This window comes from Huijunlia imazamoxiresistens, assembly GCF_037132455.1.
Classification (GTDB): Bacteria; Bacteroidota; Bacteroidia; order Chitinophagales; family Chitinophagaceae; genus Flavisolibacter; species Flavisolibacter imazamoxiresistens.
In genome coordinates this window covers 163,139-184,426 of sequence record NZ_JBBBEI010000003.1, presented here as the reverse complement: position 1 = coordinate 184,426, position 21,288 = coordinate 163,139, and the positions used below count along the sequence as shown (strand labels likewise).

Below are 21,288 nucleotides of genomic sequence, written 5' to 3'. Positions count from 1 at the left end.
CGGGGGCCGGGGAGAGGTTTTACGCCGGTCTGAAAAACACCCCCTTTTTTACAATTTTCTCCCCTCCCTGCTGCACGTTCATCGGCTAACATTGCCGTGTCAATCCATCGGACCCAGTCGTCCGGACGGTTGCCGTTAAAAATATTGCCGTATGAATTGCCTGCTCCCCCTCCGCAGTCCCCCGAAACCGGGTAAAGGGCTGTGCCGCTATTTTTCTGTTCCCGCCTGGCCGGGACCCAGCCCCCGGACCTTCTCTTTATTCTTCTATTGTTTACCCGCTTGTTCCTGACTTACATGAATCGAATTCTATTCCTGATCACCACCCTCATGGGCGTGTGCAGCCTGGAGGCCTCCGCGCAAGCGCCCAGCCTGCCCACCAAAGGAGCGCTCAGTGAAACGCTCCTGTCTTCCAAAAGCTTTACCAACGGGACGCAGACCGACACCGTCATGCACCTGCGCCCCATAGCCGATAATTACACACTCGAGCTGGTGGGCCGCATCAATGCCGCCACCGGCCGCGGCCTGGATATCGAGGCCCGCAGCGCCCGGCTCAAAGGCTTCCGCCTGTCGCTCGACGCTTCCGCCCTGAAGTGGACCTCCGCACTTTCTTCCGCTTCCTCCCTTTCCGCCAACACGGCCGGCCAGGACCAGAAGATCCGCCTGGCGGTCGCCGGCGACTCGGTCTACCTGTACCAGAACGGCCTGTACCTGCAAACCTTCCCGCTGGCCGCCATAAAAGATATCGCCGCCGGCGTGGAAACCTCCAACCTGCTGAATACTACCAAGGGCGCCAACCTGATTTCCAACTGGGCGGGCGGTACCACCACCGGCACGCTCAGCAAACCCAGCGACTTCGGCTGGCAGCTGAACCCCGCCAACACCACCCTGTTTGCCACGGCCAACTCCACCACCGCCGGCACCTCCCGCCTCATGGACGTGAACACCTCCTCCGGCGGTAACCTCCACACCCTCAACGGCGCTACGTATACCGGCCGCCTGCTGTTCGTGCGCTGGGACAACAACGCCCTGGCCAGCACCGTTTACGCCTACCCGGTAACGTTGGAGGCCAACACCACCTACGACTTCTCCATGCTCACCGGCTATATCTCCAATGCCACCTCCGGCACCACCCTCACGGTGGGCATCGGCACCAACAACACCACCGCCGGCCGCCTTTCTTCCAAAACCTTTACCAATACCGGCACCCGGGCGCTGAAACGCGACAACTTCGTCTTCACCACCGGCGCTGCGGGTACCTATTACCTGACCGTCACCGGTCCCTGGGGACTTTTCTCCATCGGCGAGCTGGCGCTGAACAAGGTAGATGCCCTGCCCCGCTTCATTTTTGGGAAGAACTATCCCACCGGTTCCGTGGACCTGCAGCTGTCCTCGGTTACCTACGAAGAAGGCGCCTATGCCCCGGCCCAGGTGGAAACGGGAGCAAAGCAGAACGTTACCCTCACCGCCCCGGTGGTTTCGGTGCTGCCGACCTTCAATACCAACTTCGTGCTCAACGGCAAGACCGACCTGCACCTCACCGGGGAAACGGCGCCCCTGGCCAATTCCTCCGTGGAGCTGAATTCCCCCGACGCCTGGCTGTTCTTCGACAACCTCCGTCCCTCGGTGGTGCAGGCCGACTGGCTGGACCAGGTGACCATCAACGGTATGCCCGCCCTCAACAATCCCAACATCCGGCTGGCCATCTACAAGAACGGCACCGTGCTGATCCCCAACGGCAACACCGAATCGGCGCACGCCCTGCAGGTGTACGACCAGCCTTCGCTGGCCGGCGATACCGCCACCTATGCCACCGACGCCTTTAACAACAACCTGGGCGCCTGGAACAACAAGATCCGCTCCTTCAAATTGCGCCGCGGCTATATGGCCACCCTGGCCACCGGGGCCGACGGCTCGGGCTACAGCCGCGTGTTCATCGCCAATGACGAAGACCTCGTGATCAACACCATGCCCAACGGCCTGGATACTTCGGTTTCCTTTATCCGCGTGCTGAAATGGGACTGGGTGAGCAAGAAAGGAAAAGCCGGCTGGTCGCCCGCCAAGGTAGGCGCCACCTGGTACTACGACTGGAACATCGGCGGCAGCGCTGCCGCCGATTACGGCTATGCCGCTATCCGGCAGAACGGCGGATGGCCCTCCTGGAACGATATCAACAACAAGAAGAATATCAACCACGTCCTGGGCTTCAACGAACCCGACCGCCCCGACCAGGCCAACATGACCGTGGACCAGTGCGTGGCCCAGTGGCCGGACTTCATGAAGTCGGGCTTCCGCATCGGCTCGCCGGCGCCCGCCAACCCCGAAAGCTCCTGGATCACGGATTTCCTGGCAAAGACAGACGCCCTGAACTACCGCGTCGACTTCGTGGCCATCCACTGCTACTGGGGCGGGCAAACGCCGCAACAGTGGTACAGCCGCCTGAAGAATATTTACAACCGCGTCAAACGCCCCCTCTGGATCACCGAGTGGAACAACGGCGCCAACTGGACCACCGAAACCTGGCCCGCCGACCAAACGGCGCAACTGGAAAAGCAGCTGGCCGACCTCAAGGGCATTTTGCAGGTGCTGGACACCGCCTCCTTCGTGGAGCGCTACGCCCTGTACGACTGGGTGGAAAACAAGCGCGCCCTGGTGCTGGCCGATACGCTGACCCCCGCTGGTAAGTATTACTATGCCGACAAGTCGGATTTCGCCTTCAACCCCCAGACCGCCTTCGTGCACAACTGGAAGCTGGTGGCGCCCACCCTTGCCAGCAGCATCAACAGCGACGACTACTTTAAAGCCACCCTCAGCTGGAAAGACCTGAACGGGGAGCTGGGTGCGAAATACATCCTCGAACGCAAGATCAACGGCCGGGACGCCGACTTTGTGGCCGTGGCCGAACTGAGCGGCTATACCGCTGGCGGCACCGTCACCTTCGTGGACAGCGTGTTTGACAAAGCCACCTACCGGGTGAAGGCCCAAAGCCCCGGCGGCGAGGTGTCGGCTTATTCCGCCACCCTCGACATCGTCCGCGATGCCGCTCCCGCCGCCCCGGCCAGCCTTACCGGCGAAGTGGTTTCCGCTACCCGTACTCAATTGAAATGGCCCGCGGTAACCGGGATCCGCTCGTATAACCTGAAGCGTTCGCTGAACCCCGAGGGTCCCTTTGAAACGGTGGCCGCCCGCACCAGCCTGCTGGAGTTCCTGGACGAACAGCTGGCACCGGCCACTACTTATTATTATGCCGTTACCGGCCTGAACTCCGCCGGTGAAAGCGCCCTTTCCACCGTGTTGCAGCTGGCAACCCCGGAACTGGTAGCGCCCACGGAGGTGAAAAGTCCCCGCATCGGGTCGGGCGATGCCGCCGTTACGCTCACCTGGGAACGCCAGTACGATGTGGTGTACGACATCTTCCGCTCGCAAAACGCCGGTGGCGGGTTTGCCCTCCTGGCCGGGGGCGTGGATGCCCAGCGCTACAGCGACTCCACCACTGCCAACGGTTCGACGTATTATTATAAGGTAGAAGCGTACAATGCCAAAGGCCGCAGCGCTGCCTCCGCCGTGCTGACCGCCCTGCCGGCAGCAGGACGCCACCTCTATATTCCCTTTGATGAAAGTGAAGGCACCGTAGCCGAAGACGTTTGGGGCGGCCACCACGCCACCCTGGCCGCCACGGCGGTCCGCGACAGCGGCTATACGAGGGGCAGCCTGAAGCTGGATGGTACCGCCACCGCCTATGCCGCCGTGCAGCCGGGCGCCCTCAGCACCCTGCGCGATTTCACCATTACTACCTGGGTGAAGCTGGATGCCCTGAGCAACTGGATGCGCATCTTCGACTTCGGCACCGGCACCTCCAAATACATGTTCCTGACGCCGCAGGTGAGCGTGGCTACCGGCAAGTCCACCGTCCGCTATGCCATCAAGAACGGCGGCAGCGAGCTGAGCGTCAGCTATGTCGACAGCCTTTCGCTGAACACCTGGACCCACTTTGCCGTGAGCCAGAGCGGCGATACCGCCCGCCTTTACATCAACGGAAAGCTGGTGGCGGCCAACAACGCCGTGACCATCCGCCCGGCCGACCTGGGCAGCACCAACCTGAACTACATCGGAAAGTCGCAGTTTGCCGACCCGATGCTGAAAGCCTCGGTCGATGAATTCAAGATCTACAACCGGGCGCTGACGGTTTCGGAACTGGCCGACGCCATGAGGGAAGAACAGATCATCAGCTTCCCTGAATTGACGCAAAAAAGGGTAGGGGATGCAGGTTTCGCCGCCGGGGCCACCGCCTCCTCCGGACTGGAGCTTACCTACTCCTCCTCCAATGAAAGTGTGGCGACCGTGGTCAATGGGCAGGTGCAGCTCAAAGGAGCGGGTACCGCCACCATTACGGCTACCCAGGCAGGCAATGCTACTTATGCCCCCGCTTCGAAAGAGCAGGTGCTCACCGTGCTGCCCTTCCACCTGCAGGTATGGCACAAGGATGGCGACGGCGGCAAATCGGCCAACAACAATATGCGTCCCCACCTGAAGATCGTAAGCCTGGACACGGTTCCCGTGCCCTTTAGTGAGCTCACCGCCCGCTACTGGTTCACCCCGGAAAACGCCGGCGCCCTTATCATGAATATCGACTGGGCCAAGATGGGCGCCGCCAAAGTGACGGCCCGCTACGTAGCCCTGGCTGCGCCCCTGCAAGGTGCTACGGGCTATGCGGAGTTCAGCTTCGATACGGCCGCCGGCCTGCTGAAGGCGGGCGCCAACTCGGGCGACATCTTCGGCAAGGTGTACCACGGTAACTGGAAAAATCTCGACGAGCTGAATGACTATTCCTTTGCGGCCACCAGCGCTTACGCTGCCAATAACAAGATCACCCTGTACCGCAACGGGCAGCTGGTGTGGGGCGTAGAGCCCACGGAAGGCGGAACACCCTCCGCTGCCCGCATCGGCGTGCAGGAAGAGCAACTGCAGGCAGAAGGTTTCTCGGTTTATCCCAACCCGGCGCAGGACGTGCTCTACATCCGTGCCGGCAAGGTGGAAGCCGGAGCAATCGTGGAAGTGTACAATATGGCAGGTGTCCGGGTGCACAGCGCCCGACTGGTCAATGGTACGCAATCCCTGTCGCTGGAAGGCCTGGCAGCAGGTACCTACCTGGTGCAGCTGAAAAACGGCACTACCGTTAAAACCGAGAAGATCGTCAAGCAATAACGGTCCCGGTATTTAGTTCCCAATATAAAAGGAGGCTGTCTCAAATAGAGGCAGCCTCCTTTTTTTATGGCAGCTTCCGGTTGTTCCTTTTTGTCGGATGGTAATAAAATTATTTTATAACCTGCTGGTGGTTAATGGGTGAAAATTTTGAAGCCGGAATTTTGAACCCATTTATTGCAAATTTGAACCCCTTCCTTTCGCCGGCAGGGTAGGTTTGCTCCACAACGGTTACCGCATCCATCGGTCCTTAAAAACGCTTACTCCGATTCGTCAAACAAACTGCAACTTCAAATTGATGCCATTATGAAAGTGAAACTTCCCCTGCTACTGCTTGTGTGCCTTTCTGTCGGTACGGCCTGGGGCCAGACCCGAAAAGTCTCCGGGCGGGTACTGTCCGACAGCACCAGACTACCCTTGGGCGGCGTGTCCATCCAGGTAAAAGGCGGCCCCACCTCCACGGCCACCGACGAGGACGGCCGCTTCTCCATCGACGTCCGCGAAGACGCCAACCCCGTCCTGGTCATCACCTCCGTAGGCTTTAACGAACAACAGGTGCCGGTGGGCAAAAAGACCGCCCTTAGCGTCACCCTTTCCCCCGTTTCCCTGGCCATGAACGACGTGGTGGTGATCGGCTACCAGGCCGTGAAAAGGAAGGACCTGACCGGCACGGTCTCCTCCATCACCGGCGCCCAGCTGGAAAAAGTGCCCGTGGCCTCCGCCGCCGAAGCCCTGACCGGCCGCCTGCCCGGCGTGCAGGTAACCACCGTCGACGGCCAGCCCGGCGCCGATATCGTCATCCGCGTACGCGGCGGCGGCTCCATCACCGGCAGCAACGACCCTTTGTATATCGTGGACGGCTTCCGCGTCAACAACATCAATGATATCCCCGCTTCGGATATAGCCTCGATCGACGTATTAAAAGATGCCGCCACGGCGGCCATCTACGGCGCCGCCGGTGCCAACGGGGTAGTGATCGTCACCACCAAGAGCGCCAAAAGCGGCAAAACCTCCATATCGTACAATGGCTATGCCCAGGCACGCCAGTTGCCCCGCAAGCTCGAGGTGCTGAACCCCTACGAATTCGTGCTGGCGCAGTACGAGCAGGCCCGCATCGCCAGCCAGGCCTCGGTGGATAATTTTGCCAAATTCTTCGGCACCTACGAAGACCTGGAATTATACAAATACCAAAAGGGCACCGACTGGCAGGACAAGCTGTACGGCAGTGCCTCCCAATCGCAGCAGCACAGCCTGAGCGTGAACGGCGGCAACGAGAAAACGAAATACGCCCTGAACTTTACCAACAATACCGACGCCGGCCTCATCAAGCGCAACAACTACCAGCGCAATTACATCAGCTTCAAGCTGAACCATGAGATCTCCAAGGCCCTGAAGTTCGACGTGGGCGCCCGCTACACCCACCAGATCGTGAACGGCGCCGGCTCTTCGGGCTCGTCCAACTTCCGCATCGGCGACGGTATCACCACCCGCCCGGTCAACGGCATCGCCGACATGATCCTCCTCGACCCGGGCGCCAGCGACGACAACTACGAACAATTCCTGGCCAACCTGGTGAACCCCCTGAAACTGTCCGAGCAGGACTACCGCAAGCGCATCAGCCGTGCCTTTGCCCTGAATGCCGGCGGCTCCTGGGCGATACTGCCCAGCCTGACCTTCCGCACCGAGTTCAGCTACGGCTTGGGCTTCGGACAAAACCGCCGCTACTACGGTCCGCTGACCGGTACGGCCCGCGACATCGGCAGCAACCTGCCCCTGGGCGAGATCACCCAGAACCAGTCGGAGGACAGCCGCCTGTCCAATACCCTGAACTACGTATTCCGAAAAGGCAAAAAGCACGACCTGAACCTGCTGGCAGGGCAGGAGCTGCTGCGCCGCGGCCAGGGCTTTGAAGAGTACAGCCGCGCCAAGTATTTCGACCTGGGCATTACCCCCCAAAAGCTGTTCGCCACCATGGGCCTGGGCACCCAGGACCTGCACAGCACCACCGAGATCGCCGCCGATAAAACGGCCTCCTTCTTCGGCCGTGCCATTTACCAGCTCGACGGCAAGTACATCCTGAACCTGACCGCCCGCTACGACGGTTCCACCCGCTTCGCCCCCGGCAAGCAATGGGGCCTGTTCCCGGCCGCTTCCGCTGCCTGGCGCATTTCCTCGGAAGAGTTCATGAAAAGCCAGAACGTCCTGTCGGACCTGAAGTTCCGCGCCTCCTACGGCGAAGTGGGCAACAACAACATCGGCGCCGACCAATGGCGCATGCTGTTCAAACCCGAGAACAACCGTCCCTACGGCGCCGGCGACGTGCCCAACCCGTACTACACCTTTGCCTCCACGCAAATGACCAACCCCGACATCCAGTGGGAAACCACCGTCACCCGCAACCTGGGCCTGGACTTCGGCTTCCTGCGCGGCCGCCTCACCGGTACGCTGGATTTTTACCACAATACCACCAGGAACCTGCTGGTGCAGTCGCTGATCCCGCAAACCACCGGCTTCAGCACCCAGCAGCAGAACCTCGGGCAGACCTCCAACCGGGGCGTGGAGCTGGCCCTGATCGCCAACGCGGTGAATAAAAAGGATTTCCAGCTAAGCCTGAATTTCAACGTGGGCGTCAACAAGTCGCGCATCGATAAGCTGGACGGCGTGAACGAACGTACCTACAACTCCAACTGGGCAGGCACCGACCTGAAAAGCCCCGACGACTACCGCCTGATCGTGGGCGGCACCTTCGGCCTGATGTACGGCTACGTATCCGACGGCATGTACAGCGTGGAGGATTTTGAATCCTACGACCCCGTCACCAGGAGCTATAAGCTGAAGCCGGGGGTGCCCTCCGTGGCGCTGGGCGGCATCAGCCTGCGGCCGGGAGTGCTGAAACTCAAAGACCTCGACGGCGATAGCGTGATCACCGCAGAGGGCGACCGCCAGATCATCGGCAACGCCCTGCCCAAGGCCACCGGCGGCTTTGGCGTCAACGCCGCCTGGAAGGGACTGGACTTCAGCGCTTTCTTTAACTGGGTGTACGGCAACGACGTGCTGAATACGGGCAAGATCTCGTTCAACATGAACTACCGCACCACCTACGGCAACCTGCTCCACACCTCCAACTACGCCGACCGCTTCCACTACATCGACGGGGCCGGCAACCTGGTGACCGACCTGCAGGAGCTGGCGAAGCTGAACCCGAACCCGAAAATCTGGTCGCCCTTTTCCATGGGCAACACCTCGCCCTGGTTCCATTCCTGGGCCGTCGAGGACGGGTCGTTCCTGCGCCTGAACAACGTGTCGCTGGGCTATTCGCTGCCGAAGAAATGGATCTCCCGCCTGTACATGACCAAGTTCCGCGCCTACGTGACCGTGTACAACGCCTGGCTGTGGACCAACTACAGCGGCTACGATCCCGAGGTGAGCACCACCCGCAACAGCGGCTACAACCAGCTGGTGCCCGGCGTGGACTGTTCGGCCTACCCCAAAAGCCGCAGCTTTACCGCGGGCCTGAACATCACCTTCTAATTTTCAAAAATCAACCCTCCTAAACAATGAAACGCTTTCTATATACCGTGCTGGCCTGCTCCTCGCTCTCCCTGGCCTCGTGCAAGAAATACCTCGTCTCCGATTCACCCTCCAAGTTCCCCGAAGAATACGTGTTCGGCAGCGAGTCGGACGCCAGGAAATCCGTGAACATGGTGTACGCCCTGTTCAACCAGGATGCCTTTACCTCGCGGGTGTCGACTCTCTTTGCCGGCAACACCGACGTGGAGGTGGGCCTCACGGTAGGGGCCACCCCCGACGGCGCCCGCCGCGACCTCTGGTCGTTCGAAGCCACCAATTCCAATTCCGACCTGCTCAGCGTCTGGAACAATGCCTACAATGCCATCAACCGGGCCAACGAGTGCGCATTCGGCCTCACCACCTACGCCCTGGCCCAGGACCCGGAAAACAAGACCTATAAAAACCTGCTGGGCGAAGTGAAGGCCCTGCGGGCGTACTGGTATATGCTGCTGATGCACCACTGGGGCGACGTGCCGTTCAGCACCAGGCCCACCCGTGCCGGCGACAACTTTTACCTGCCCCGTACCGGCCGCGACTCTATCCTGACTTTCCTGGTCAACGACCTCCGCTCCATCGAACCCCAGATGCAGTGGGCCGACCAGCTGGACTACGGCATCGAGCGCGTCAACCGCGAATTCGTCATCGGCCTCATTGCCCGCCTGTCGCTGCTGCGCGGCGGCTATTGGCTGCACCCCGACATGACCATGAAGCGCCCGGCCGATTTTCTCGACTATTACCGCATCGCCAACGAGTATTGCAAAAAGCTGGTGGACCAGAAGCCCCGCGCCCTGCCGGATTTTGTCACCGTCTTTATGAACGAGAACAAGTACGTCAAGCCCGTCAACAGCGACGTGCTCTACGAGGTGGCCTTCGCGCCGGGCAGTGGCGATGTGGGCTGGTGTACGGGTGTGGGGGTGTCCAACGGCATCAGCTACCATGCCTACGGCGCCACCACCATCTCCATGGGCCTGACACCGAGCTACTATTATTCCTTTGATACCACCGATGTGCGCCAGGGCGCTACCTGCTCCCTGATCTCGTACAACGATACGCTGGCGCAGGTGACCGGCACCGTTACCGGCATCACCATCAACAAGTGGAACCGCCTGCTGGTACCCACGCCGCTGGGACCTTCCTCCAGCAAAGGCACCAGCATCAACTGGCCCCTGCTGCGCTATGCCGACGTGCTGCTGATGCTGGCCGAAACGGAGAACGAGCTGCATGCCGGGCCCACCGCCCTGGCGCAGGAAGCCCTGCGCAAAGTGCGCCAGCGGGCCTTCCCGCCGGCGGTGTGGAGTGAAAAGGTGGAAGGGTACATCGCTACCGTTTCCGCCGGTAAGGACGCTTTCTTCAACGCCCTTGTCCAGGAGCGGGCCTGGGAGTTCGGCGGCGAAATGACCCGCAAGCTCGACCTGGTGCGCTGGAACCTGTATGGCAAAAAGATCGCCGAGGCCCGCAACACCATCAACCAGATGGGACAGGATGCCGTGGGCGGAGTTGGCACCTATGCAAAGCTGCCCGACTACCTCTATGCGAAGCGCAATGCCGACAAGTCCCTGACCTTCCTGAACCGCTTCCACCGCGTAACCGGCACCGTGCCGGCCGAGTACACCATCAAAACGACCTGGCTGCGCAACCTGTGGAACACCACCACCAACGGGCCGTCCAACTACGCCTTATGGCAGTGGCGGGGTTATGCCGACAACACGGGCGAGGCGCCGGTGCGCTACGTGCTGCCCCTGCACTCCTCGGTCATTGCCAACAGCCGCGGCATCCTGAAAAACGAATACGGTTATTAATCCATTAAGACGCAGAAAATATTCAGCCATCATGAAAAAAACAGTTTTCACCTTTGCCGCCGCCCTTTCCCTGCTGGCGGCCTGTAAAAAATCAGAAGACCTGGAGGCCCCGCGGCTGTTCCGTCCCCAGAAGGCGGAGGAGCTGTCGGCCGATTCCAATACCATCGTGGCTTCCTGGCTCAGAGTGGCCGAAGCCCGCAGCTACGAAGTACAACTGAGCCGCGATACCTTCAAGACCGTGGATGCCACCCTGACGCTGGATTCCAACCACGCGGTGTTCAAAAAGCTCCGGTTCAACCAGCTGTACCAGGTGCAGGTGAAAGCCCTGGCCCCCGACAGCCTGAAGCATTCCAGGTGGTCCTACCTGGGCGCCCTAAAAACCCTGTCGTCCATCCTGAAAGTGCCGGCCATCGACGACATTACCATGAACTCGGTGCGCGTGCGCTGGACCACCAAGGGCGCCCCGGTCACGTCGGTCAAAGTGATCAAAACCGCCGACAGCGCCGTCGTGGCCACCGCCGACCTGACGGCAGCCGACCGGGCATCCGAAAGCAAGATCCTGGGCGGGCTGGAGCCGGGAACGGAGTACACGATCCTGATGTACAGCGATGCCGATTTGCGGGGCGACGTGCCGTTCCGTTCCAAGGCGCCGTTTTCCGGCGTGGTCATCAACCTGACCGGCATCACCGGCCGCCCCAACGTGCTGGCCGATACCCTGCCGCTTATTCCTGCCGGCAGCACGGTGCTGCTGAAAAGAGGGGAGACCTACACCATCGCCACCGGCTACAGCTTCGATAAGTCGCTGGTGATCATGAGCGGCCCCGACCTGGCCACCACCGCACAGGCAAAGCTGCTGTTCACCAGCAGCTGGAGCTTTGCCGGCGGCGCCAACGTGGACTCGGTGGAATTCAACGACGTCTACCTTTATGGCGACAACGTCGGTTCACGCTACATCTTCAACAACACCAACAGCGCCAACATCGGCAAGCTGAAATTCATGAACAGCCGCATGGAAATCTTCCGCGGTATGGTGCGCCTGCAATCCGGCACGCTGAACCTGGGCCACCTGGTGATCAACAACAGCATCGTGGACAGCATCGGCAACTACGGCATGATCAACATCGCCGCCTCGAGCAAAATTGACAACATCACGTTCACCAACAGCACGTTTTACAAAATTGAGGGCGTGGTCGCCTCCTCCAGCGCCGCCAACTCGGTGCTGATCGACAACTGCACCTTCAACGAAACGCCGCTGGGCAACAACAAGAACTTCTATTTCGACTGGGGTTCGCAGAACGTGGCAGCCGGCATCACCGTCAGCAACTGTATCTTCGGTACCGGTAAGAACAGCAATAACGCTTTTACCGTAAAAGGGATCCGCGCCGGCTCGGCCACTACCATCGGAACGATCAACAATTACCGTACGGCGGACTATGTATCGGGCGGCAATGATTTTACCAATAGCATCATCTCCAACCGCACCTCCCTTCAATTATGGCAGGCCCCGGCCAGCGGCGATTTCAAAATCATGGACGCCACCTTTCCGGGACGCAACACCACAGGGGATCCCAGGTGGCGGCCGTAAGCAGGCAATTTTATTCAAGCATTAAAATATTTTCACAAAGAGCTACAATGAAACACAAGATCAAAAAAAGGCGGAACCGCTGGTCCAAAGCCTTGCTGGCGGTGCTGCTGCAGGCGGCTGCGGTGGGTTCCTTCGCGCAGGCCGGTGTACACAAATATCCTTTCCAGAACGCATCCCTTTCCTTCGAGTCGCGGGTCAATGACCTGGTGTCGCGGTTGACGCTGGAAGAAAAAGTAGGGCAGATGCTGAACGCCGCCCCCGCCATCAACCGGCTGGGGATCCCCGCCTACGAGTGGTGGAACGAGGTGCTGCACGGCGTGGCCCGCACCCCCTACAAGGTAACCGTATACCCCCAGGCCATTGCCATGGCGGCCACCTTCGATACCTCGGCCCTGGCGCTGATGGCCGACTATTCGGCCACCGAAGGACGGGCCGTGTACAACAAGGCCCTCGCACAGGGACGGACCGGCCAGCGCTACGTGGGACTGACCTACTGGACCCCCAACATCAACATCTTCCGCGACCCCCGCTGGGGCCGCGGTCAGGAGACCTATGGCGAGGACCCCTTCCTGACCTCCATGCTGGGCCGGGCCTTTGTCCGCGGCCTGCAGGGCAACGATCCCAAATACCTCAAGGCGGCGGCCTGCGCCAAGCACTATGCCGTGCACAGCGGCCCCGAGCCGCTGCGCCACACCTTCAACGTGTCGCCGAACAATTACGACCTGTGGAATACCTATATGCCGGCCTTCCAGGAACTCATTACCCGCACCGACGTGGCCGGCGTGATGTGCGCCTACAACGCCTTCAAGGGCCAGCCCTGCTGCGGCAGCGACCAGCTGATGACCCAGATCCTGCGCAACCGCTGGAAGTTCACCGGCTACGTTACGTCGGATTGCGGCGGTATCGACGATTTTTTTAAAAAGCACAAGACCCACGCCACCGCCGAAGAAGCGTCCGCCGATGCCGTCTTCCACGGCACCGACGTGGAGTGCGGCCACGACGCCTACCTGTCGCTGGTGCAGGCGGTGCAGAACGGGCGCATCTCCGAACGCACCATCGACGAATCGGTAAAGCGCCTCTTTATGGTGCGCTTCCGCCTGGGCATGTTCGATCCCGCTTCCCAGGTGCCCTTCAACCGGGTGCCCCAAAGCGTGCTGGAAAGCCCCTCGCATAAGGCCCATGCCCTGCAGATGGCCCGCGAATCCATCGTGCTGCTGAAGAACGAAGGCCGCACCCTGCCGCTGTCCAAAAACCTCAAGAGCATCGCCGTGGTGGGTCCCAATGCCGACAACGCCCTGGCTGTTTTAGGCAATTACAACGGCACGCCCTCCGCGATCGTCACGCCCTTGCAGGGCATCCGCGAAAAGCTGGGCGCCGGTGCGGAAGTAATCTACGAACAGGCGGTGAACTACACCAACGACTCCCTGTTCCAGTCGTCCGATAAGGCCGGCAGCTTTGCCTGGCAGGGACAAAAAGGCTTCCAGGCCGAATATTTTCCCAACCGCGAGCTGAAAGGAAACCCCCTGGCCACCCGTATCGAAGAACGGCTGGACAACGAATGGCAGGAAGGAGAGGTGTTTATCGATACCCTGAAGGCGCTGGCGTTTTCGGCCCGCTACACCACCGACTTTACCGCAGCGCAGGCCGAAACCATCTTCGAGCTGGCGGCCGATGACGGTTACCGCTTTTTCATTGACGGCAAGGAAGTCCTCAATGCCTGGAAGAACAGCGCCGGCAATCCTTCCACCTGCAAGCTGGCCACCGAAAAAGGAAAGACCTATCGCCTGGTGGTGGAGTACCAGCAATATGAAGGCAAGGCCGGCGTGCACCTGAAGGTGGGCCACCTGGCCAAGACCGACAGGGCCGCCCTGGCCGCCCGCCTCAAAAACGTGGACGCCATCGTATACGTAGGCGGCATTTCGCCCCAGCTCGAAGGCGAGTCCATGCGGGTCAATTATCCCGGCTTCAACGGCGGCGACCGCACCTCTATCCTGTTGCCCTCCGCCCAGACCGACCTGCTGAAAACCCTGCAGGCCACCGGCAAGCCGGTGGTGTTCGTGATGATGACGGGCAGCGCCATCGCCGTTCCCTGGGAAGCCGAAAAGATCCCGGCCATCGTCAACGCCTGGTATGGCGGGCAGTCGGCCGGCACGGCCCTGGCCGATGTGCTCTTTGGCGATTACAACCCTTCGGGCCGCCTGCCCCTGACCTTTTATAAGGGCGACAGCGACCTGCCCGATTTCAGCGACTATACCATGCAGGGCCGCACCTACCGCTATTTTTCCGGCAAGCCCCTCTTCGCTTTCGGCCACGGCCTCAGCTATACTACCTTCACCTACAGCGGGCTGCAGCTGCCCCCCATGGTGGCCAAAGGCCAGAGCGTCCCGGTCCGCGCCCTTGTGAAAAATACCGGCAACCAGGACGGCGAGGAAGTGGTGCAGCTGTATGTGACGGGTACGGGCAAAGGCGCCCCCATCCGCTCCCTGAAAGGTTTTTTACGCGTATCGCTGAAAGCGGGGGAGAGCCGGGAAGTGACCTTCCGCCTGCGCCCCGAGGACCTTTCCATCCTCAACGATGAGGGCGTGGCGCAGCCCTTTACCGGCAAGGTGACCCTATCCGTCGGCGGCGCCCAACCTGAAAGTACGGTGCTGGCCCGGAAGGCAGCCGTGCAGGGAATCGTACAAGTGAAATAATACGCCGGCTTTGTTACAGGATTCATGCCGTGCAGATACCGGCAGGCGGGGAGCGGGGCTCCCCGTCGCCGTTTGTACCCTGTGTGCCGAAGAAAAGAAGTCGTATTTTCACCGCCCTTTGTGTTGTGAACCAATGTCCTGAACAAAATTTCGATAACCTTTTGCATTGCCATTTGATGATACGCCGAATTGCCCGTCAGGTAATCTGTTTCCTGGTACCTCTTTTCTTGCTGGTGACAACGGCCGGTGCCCAGCCCAAATGCACTATCGAACACTATTCCACCGAACAGGGCCTGTCGCACCAGTACGTGACCTGCATCCACAAGGACCGCGAGGGCTTTATGTGGTTCGGCACCTGGAGCGGCCTGAACCGCTTTGACGGCCACTCCTTTATTTCCTACCGCTCTGCCCCCGGCGACAGCTCGCGCCTGCTGAACGACCGCATCGATACCATCGTGGAGGACCAGTCGGGCCACCTGTGGCTGAAAGCCTACGACCGGCATATTTACCGCTTCGATAAAAAGACCGAGCAGCTGCTGCCGCTGGCCTCCCTGACCGGGGAGGAAAACAGGCCGCCGCTCATTTGCGACCGCATCTTTTCGGCCGCCCACGGCCGGGTATGGCTGGAGGGGGGCGGGGAGGGCCTTTTCTGCCTGCCCCAGTGGGGCCCCTCGGCCAACCGCCTGCAGCGGTATGCCCGGGGTGCCGCCGCTCCCTTCCGCCTGCCGTCCAATACCATCAGCTTTTTCCACCTCGACCGGCAGGGCCGGGCATGGGTGGGCACGCCCGACGGTCTGGCCTGCCTGCAAGCGGGGGGCGGCGGGCTGTACCGGAACGCCCCCTTGCCCCCCGCCCTGGCCGGGAGCACGGCGTTTACGGCCGTGGAGGAGGATGACGCCCGCCTGTATTTCGGTACGGCGGACGGCCAGTTGCTGGTGCTGGATAAAAAGTCGCGCAGGGCCTTCCGCCGCCCCGTTGCCGGCAGCCGGCTGAACGCCCTGCTGCGGGCACGGAACCGCCCCGTGCTCTATGCCAGCACGGCCGCCGGCGAACTGGTGACCCTCGGCCTGGACGACTCCTCCCGGGTGGCGGTGGCCTGCCGGCCGGCAGCGGCGCTGCATACCCTGTACGAAGACCGGACCGGCGCCCTCTGGATCGAGCCCGACCGGCAGGGCGTGTTCCGGTACGATCCCGCCGCCCGCTCCTTCCGGGCCTTCCTGCACCACCAGCAGGACCAGCTCAACTTCATCGGCAACCGCTTCCGGGTGTTTGAAGACAACAACGGCCGGGTATGGGTCAACATGAAGGGCGGCAGCGGTTTTGGCTATTACAATGCCGCCACGGCCTCCCTGGAATATTTTTACAACCTGCCGGGCAACCCCGGCCAGCGGTTCTCCCACATCCTCCGCAACATTTTTTACGACCCCACCGGCGTGCTTTGGTTCACCACCTACGAGCGCGAGCTGGTGAAGGTGATCTTCCAGTCGGGCGAATTCCACCAGCAGCTGCTGGTGGAACCCGCGGTGCTGCGGCCCGACAATGAGGTGCGGGGCCTATTGTTCGACCGCCAGCGCCGGCTGTGGGTGGGCGCCAAAAGCGGCGTGCTGTACGTGTTCCGCGACGGCAAACGCCTGGACGGACTGTTCGTCAACCCCCCGCCGGGCGGGCTGGGCGGCGTCTATTCCATGATGCAGGACCGGGGCGGCAACCTCTGGCTGGGTACCAAGGCCCACGGCCTGTATAAGGCCATCCCCCTGGACACCGCAGGGACGCGCTACCGCCTGGCCCATTTCGTAGTGGATAAGGCCGACGCCCGCAGCCTGCCCGGCAACGATATCTACGCCCTGCTCGAGGACCGGCAGGGCCGCATCTGGATCGGCAGCTTTTCCGCCGGCCTGATACAGGTGGAGGGCCGGGGCGACTCCCTGCGCTTCCTGCGGTCGGGGCCCGCCTTTGCCCATTACCCCAAAAGCGGCTTTCGCAAGATCCGCCACCTGGCGCTGGACGGCGCAGGCCGCCTTTGGGTGGCGACCACCGACGGCCTGCTGGTGCTCCAAACCGGCGAGCGGGCGCTGCCCGCCTGGCGGTTGGCCACTTACAGCAAAAAGCCCGGCGACCCCTCCAGCCTGGGCAACAACGACGTCCAGTTCGTGTACCGCGACAGGAAGGACCGCATGTGGCTGGCCACCTCCGGCGGCGGCCTGGCCCGGGCCCGGGGTGAAGACCCCCTGCGGTCCCTGGTTTTTCGCAACTACACCAGCCGCGACGGACTGCCGAACGACTACCTCCTGAGCCTGGCGGAAGACCGCAGCGGCCACCTGTGGCTGGCCACCGAAAACGGCCTGTCGCGCTTCCAGCCCGAGGGACAAATTTTTCGGAACTACGACTCCTACGACGGCCTGCCCCGCCTGGGCTTTTCCGAAGCCTGCGGCCTGGCCCAGCCCGGCGGCACCCTGGTGTTCGGCACCGACAAGGGCCTTATTTCCTTTGACCCCGACCACCTCCGCAGCCCGCGCTTTCCCGCGGCCATCGCCCTCACCGGCCTGCACATCAACAACGAAGAGGCCGGCCCGGCCGGCAAGCCGGCCGTAGTGGAAGGCAACATCAATTACCTGCCCGGGCTGACCCTGCGCTACAACCAGGACATCATCAGCATCGACTATGCCCTTCTGGACCCGCGCGCCGGCGACCGCCAGGGCATGGCTTACCGCCTGGTTGGCTTCGACACCACCTGGTACAACAACAAGCAGCAGCGCCGCGCCACCTATACCAACCTGCCGCCGGGGCGCTACCTCTTTGAAGTGAAAAGCCTGGACAACGACCTGTACACGGGCACGCCCTACCGGCGCCTGCCCATCACCATCCAACCGCCGCCCTGGCGCACCTGGTGGGCCTACCTGCTGTACCTGGTGGCCGCGGGCCTGCTCATCGCCTCGCTCCGCCGCAACGCCCTGACGCTGCTGCGCCTGCGCCAGAAGATCGCCGTGGAGCAAAAGCTGGCAGCCCTGAAGATGAGCTTTTTTACCAACGTCTCCCATGAGCTGCGCACGCCGCTGACCCTCATCCTCAACCCCATCGAGCAATTGGCCCGAAAGGAAAAATTATCTCCCGAAGGGAGCGCCCTGGCCGAGGTGGTGCGCAAGAATGCCCACCGCATGGTGCGCTTCATCAACCAGCTGCTCGACCTGCGCAAGGTGCAGAGCGACAAGGCCCGCCTGCAGCTGGCAAGGGTGGACATCATCACCCTGGTGCGCTGTACCAGCGACTATTTTGCCGAAGCCGCCCGCACCAAGCGCATCAAATTCCAGGTGGCATCGGAGCAAAAAGCCCTCTTTGCCTGGGTAGATGCCGAAAAGATCGAAACAGTGCTCTACAACTTGTTTGGCAATGCCTTGAAGTTCACCCCCGCGGGCCGGGAGATCCGCGTGGACATCCGGCCCCTCGCCGGCGAACCATATTTTACCATCGACGTGCAGGACGAGGGACCCGGCGTGCCCGCCAGCCAGCTACAGGATATTTTCGAGCTCTATTACGAGGGCGGGCAGCGGGCCGGCACCGACCTCAAAGGCACCGGCATCGGCCTGGCGCTGGCTAAAGAGCTGGTTGCGCTCCATGGCGGCACCATAAAAGCCGCCAACAACGAAACGGGCGGGCTGACCGTATCGGTGCGGCTGCCCCTGGAAAAAGAGCAGTTCGACCCCGCCGCCGTCACCTTTACGGAAGCCCCCGCTTACCCCATGGCCGATGAAGCGCCCCTGGAGCAGCAGGTGCTGCCCAGCGCCCTGGCAGCCGTTGCGCCCAAGAGCGGCGACGTGCCCCTGCTGTTGTTGGTGGAGGACAATGACGAGCTGCGTGCCTTCCTGAAAGCCCAGTTGGGCGAAGTGTACCGGGTGGAGGTGGCCGCCGACGGCCTTGAAGGCTGGGAAAAAGCCCGGGGGCTGGCGCCCGACCTGGTGGTCAGCGACATCATGATGCCCCGGATGGACGGCATCCAGCTGCTCGACAAGCTGAAGAACGATGCGGAGACCAGCCACATTCCCGTGGTGCTGCTGTCGGCGAAGTATTCGGTGGAAAGCCAGGTGGAAGGGCTGAAGTACGGGGCCGACTATTACATTACCAAGCCCTTTGCCAACGAGTTCCTGCTGGCCTGCATCGGCAACCTGCTGCGGCAGCGAAAGGCCCGGTTTGATGCCCTGGTGGACCAGAAGAAGCCTGTACCCCTGAGCCCCGAGCCCATCGTCATCACCTCCCGTGACGAAACTTTTTTGAAAGAGGTAATACGGGTGGTGGAGGAAAAGATGGCGGACCCCGACCTGAACATGGAAGTGGTGTCGGAAACCATGGGCATGAACCGCAACACCTTTTACAAAAAGTTCAAGAGCCTGACCGGCATGAATCCCGTGGAATTCGTGCGCGACATGCGGCTGCAGCGGGCGAAGCAGTACCTGGACGGGGGCAGCCACAACGTGTCGGAAGTGGCCTACCTGTCGGGTTTCAGCAGTCCCAAATACTTCAGTACCTGTTTCCGGGAAAAGTACCATATGTCGCCTTCGGACTACCTGAAAGCAAAGGAATAGTCCCCGGCCTCTCCCGCCTGAGCGGGAGGGGCCGGGCTGAGGTTAAAACGGCCGGATCATAAACCGGAATTGATATTCCTGTAAGGGCAGTTGGTATTTTTCCAGCGGCCTTGAGCGCCAGCTGTCCACACCTCCTACGCCCATCTGCCGGTAATCGATGTTCACCTGCGTTTGCGGGCGGGGTTTGAGGTCGGCGGCATGGCGCAACTGGCGCTTTTCCCCGTCGTCCAGGTCGCTGTCGAAATAATGGCGGGCGCTGATGCTGAGCGGAATGTCCGAAAAGAATTCCACGCCCTGTCCCTTTTGGGTTTTCACGCGGAACCAGCGGACATCCGTTTTGTTGCCGGTTTCCTGCGGCATCACGTAGGGGAAGTACTGATCGGCCACGGTTTGGCGGTAGAGGCCGATGGGGTAGCCGAAGGAGCGGTCCTGGTAGTTTTCCTGCGGTCCGCGCCCGTAATATTCCACCTGCTCGAAGCCCGGGGGCAGCACCAGTTGCATGCCGAAGCGGGGCAACATATCGGGTTTTTTGGAGGTATCCGTTACCCTCAGCTTTTCTTCGATCAGCAGCTCTCCGGCGGCGTTCAGCGCATACTCCAGCGACAGCTGGGCGCCCGCCTGCGGCAGGTCGTAAACGGCCGTCACCGAGCTGGATGTGCCGGTGCCGGCGGAACGCAGTTCCTTTAATTGCAGGACCGCATTCTTCCAGGCTTTTAACTTCACCGGCAGCTGAGCCCCGAAATCATTGTCGTTGGGTGCCCGCCAGAAGTTGGGCCGGATAGTGGAACCTCCGTCCAGCAAGGATTTTCCTTTATAGTCGTACCGGCTTAGGTATCCGGTGGCCTTATCCCATTCCAGCCGTGCGGCCCCGGAAATAAATTGGATCGTTTTGTTGTCCTCCGTTTTCTTCAAAGAACCCTTTTCCTTCAGGGCTACGCCAAAGGGGTAGGCGCCGCCGATCTTCAGCTGCTCGGTGGCCACGATATGGTCTTTCGGTACCAGCGGCTGGGCCAATTTGAGGGAGTAGCTAAGGTTCAGGAAGCTTTCACCCGTAGAAGGGGTTTTATAGGGAAGGGTAACCAGGACAGAATCCTGTGGGGCCACCCGGAGGTCGCGGATATGGCCGGCCTGCACCCGCTTTCCGTCGGCGATCACTTCCCAGTGCAGCTGCACGTTGGACAAGTCGGTAAAGAATTTTTCGTTGTACACCCGGAGCTGCCCGTCACCCTGCAGGCGGGAATGGATGTCCTGGTACACCTTCTTCATTTCCCAGGCATGGGGGTAGGGCGTGCGGTTGGCGTAAAAGATACCCTTGGAGGCGTAGTTCCAGTCGGTGACCGCTTCCTTGGGTTCGTAATCGCCGCCATAGGTGTAGACCGTGTCGCCCCTGGCGTTGACCTCCTGGAAACACTGGTCCACGAAGTCCCAGATGAAGCCGCCCTGGAAGGCATGTTTGTTCTGGCGGATGATGTCCCAGTAATCCGTAAAATTCCCCAGCGAGTTGCCCATGGCATGGGCGTATTCGCACATGATGAAGGGGCGGTCGGGGCGGGGGTTGTTCCGGGCGTAGGCGGTCATGGCCTCGGGGGTGGGGTACATGGGGCAGACGATATCGGAATTCCAGTCCCACTGCAGCTTGCGGTAATCCGCCACGGCCCGTTCGTACTGGACGGGGCGGCTGGCATCCCGTTTTTTCATCCACAGGTAGCAGGAGTAGAAGTTGTAGCCGTTGCCCGCTTCGTTGCCCATGCTCCAGGTAACGATGGAGGGGTGGTTCTTGTCGCGTTCCATCATCCGCTGCACGCGCATCAGGTGGGCGCCTACCCAGGTGGGTTTGTTGGCCAGGGTGCGGGTGATGTCGTAGC

General features: G+C 61.2%; 7 protein-coding genes. 6 read left to right on the top strand and 1 reads right to left on the bottom strand.

All coding sequences use genetic code 11. The annotated features are described in order from the left end of the window. The first annotated feature begins 294 nt into the window (after positions 1-294). The 6 genes from V9K67_RS04585 to V9K67_RS04560 all read left to right on the top strand — a co-directional run bounded on the left by V9K67_RS04585 (position 295) and on the right by V9K67_RS04560 (position 19,423). Positions 295-5,202: a cellulose binding domain-containing protein gene (locus V9K67_RS04585; RefSeq protein ID WP_336720416.1), complete on the top strand. Its 4,908-nt coding sequence runs from the start codon at positions 295-297 to the stop codon at positions 5,200-5,202. A 303-nt stretch (positions 5,203-5,505) separates the two neighbouring features. Then, positions 5,506-8,730, top strand: coding sequence for a SusC/RagA family TonB-linked outer membrane protein (locus tag V9K67_RS04580; RefSeq protein ID WP_336720414.1), 3,225 nt, complete (start codon positions 5,506-5,508; stop codon positions 8,728-8,730). A gap of 26 nt (positions 8,731-8,756) precedes the next feature. Further along, positions 8,757-10,568 (top strand): RagB/SusD family nutrient uptake outer membrane protein, encoded by a 1,812-nt coding sequence (locus tag V9K67_RS04575; RefSeq protein WP_336720413.1) that lies wholly within the window; start codon positions 8,757-8,759, stop codon positions 10,566-10,568. 31 nt (positions 10,569-10,599) lie between these two features. Further along, entirely contained in the window at positions 10,600-12,153 is a 1,554-nt protein-coding gene (locus V9K67_RS04570; RefSeq protein WP_336720412.1) for a DUF5123 domain-containing protein, read from the top strand. A gap of 47 nt (positions 12,154-12,200) precedes the next feature. Next, positions 12,201-14,846, top strand: a complete 2,646-nt coding sequence (locus V9K67_RS04565) for a glycoside hydrolase family 3 protein (RefSeq protein ID WP_336720410.1) — start codon at positions 12,201-12,203, stop codon at positions 14,844-14,846. Between the two features lie 233 nt (positions 14,847-15,079). Beyond that, complete coding sequence (locus V9K67_RS04560) at positions 15,080-19,423, top strand: hybrid sensor histidine kinase/response regulator transcription factor (RefSeq protein WP_336720735.1); 4,344 nt, start codon at positions 15,080-15,082, stop codon at positions 19,421-19,423. A 42-nt stretch (positions 19,424-19,465) separates the two neighbouring features. Here the strand turns inward: V9K67_RS04560 and V9K67_RS04555 are convergent. Then, a partial coding sequence (locus V9K67_RS04555) for a beta-galactosidase small subunit-related protein (RefSeq protein ID WP_336720408.1) occupies positions 19,466-21,288 on the bottom strand: 1,823 nt, incomplete at its 5' end.

What these genes read in the sequence shown, in the direction of transcription:
- V9K67_RS04585 (WP_336720416.1), top strand. Translation starts at nt 295, where the DNA reads ATGAATCGAATTCTATTCCTGATCACCACCCTCATGGGCGTGTGCAGC.
- V9K67_RS04565 (WP_336720410.1), top strand. Translation starts at nt 12,201, where the DNA reads ATGAAACACAAGATCAAAAAAAGGCGGAACCGCTGGTCCAAAGCCTTG.
- V9K67_RS04575 (WP_336720413.1), top strand. Translation starts at nt 8,757, where the DNA reads ATGAAACGCTTTCTATATACCGTGCTGGCCTGCTCCTCGCTCTCCCTG.
- V9K67_RS04570 (WP_336720412.1), top strand. Translation starts at nt 10,600, where the DNA reads ATGAAAAAAACAGTTTTCACCTTTGCCGCCGCCCTTTCCCTGCTGGCG.
- V9K67_RS04580 (WP_336720414.1), top strand. Translation starts at nt 5,506, where the DNA reads ATGAAAGTGAAACTTCCCCTGCTACTGCTTGTGTGCCTTTCTGTCGGT.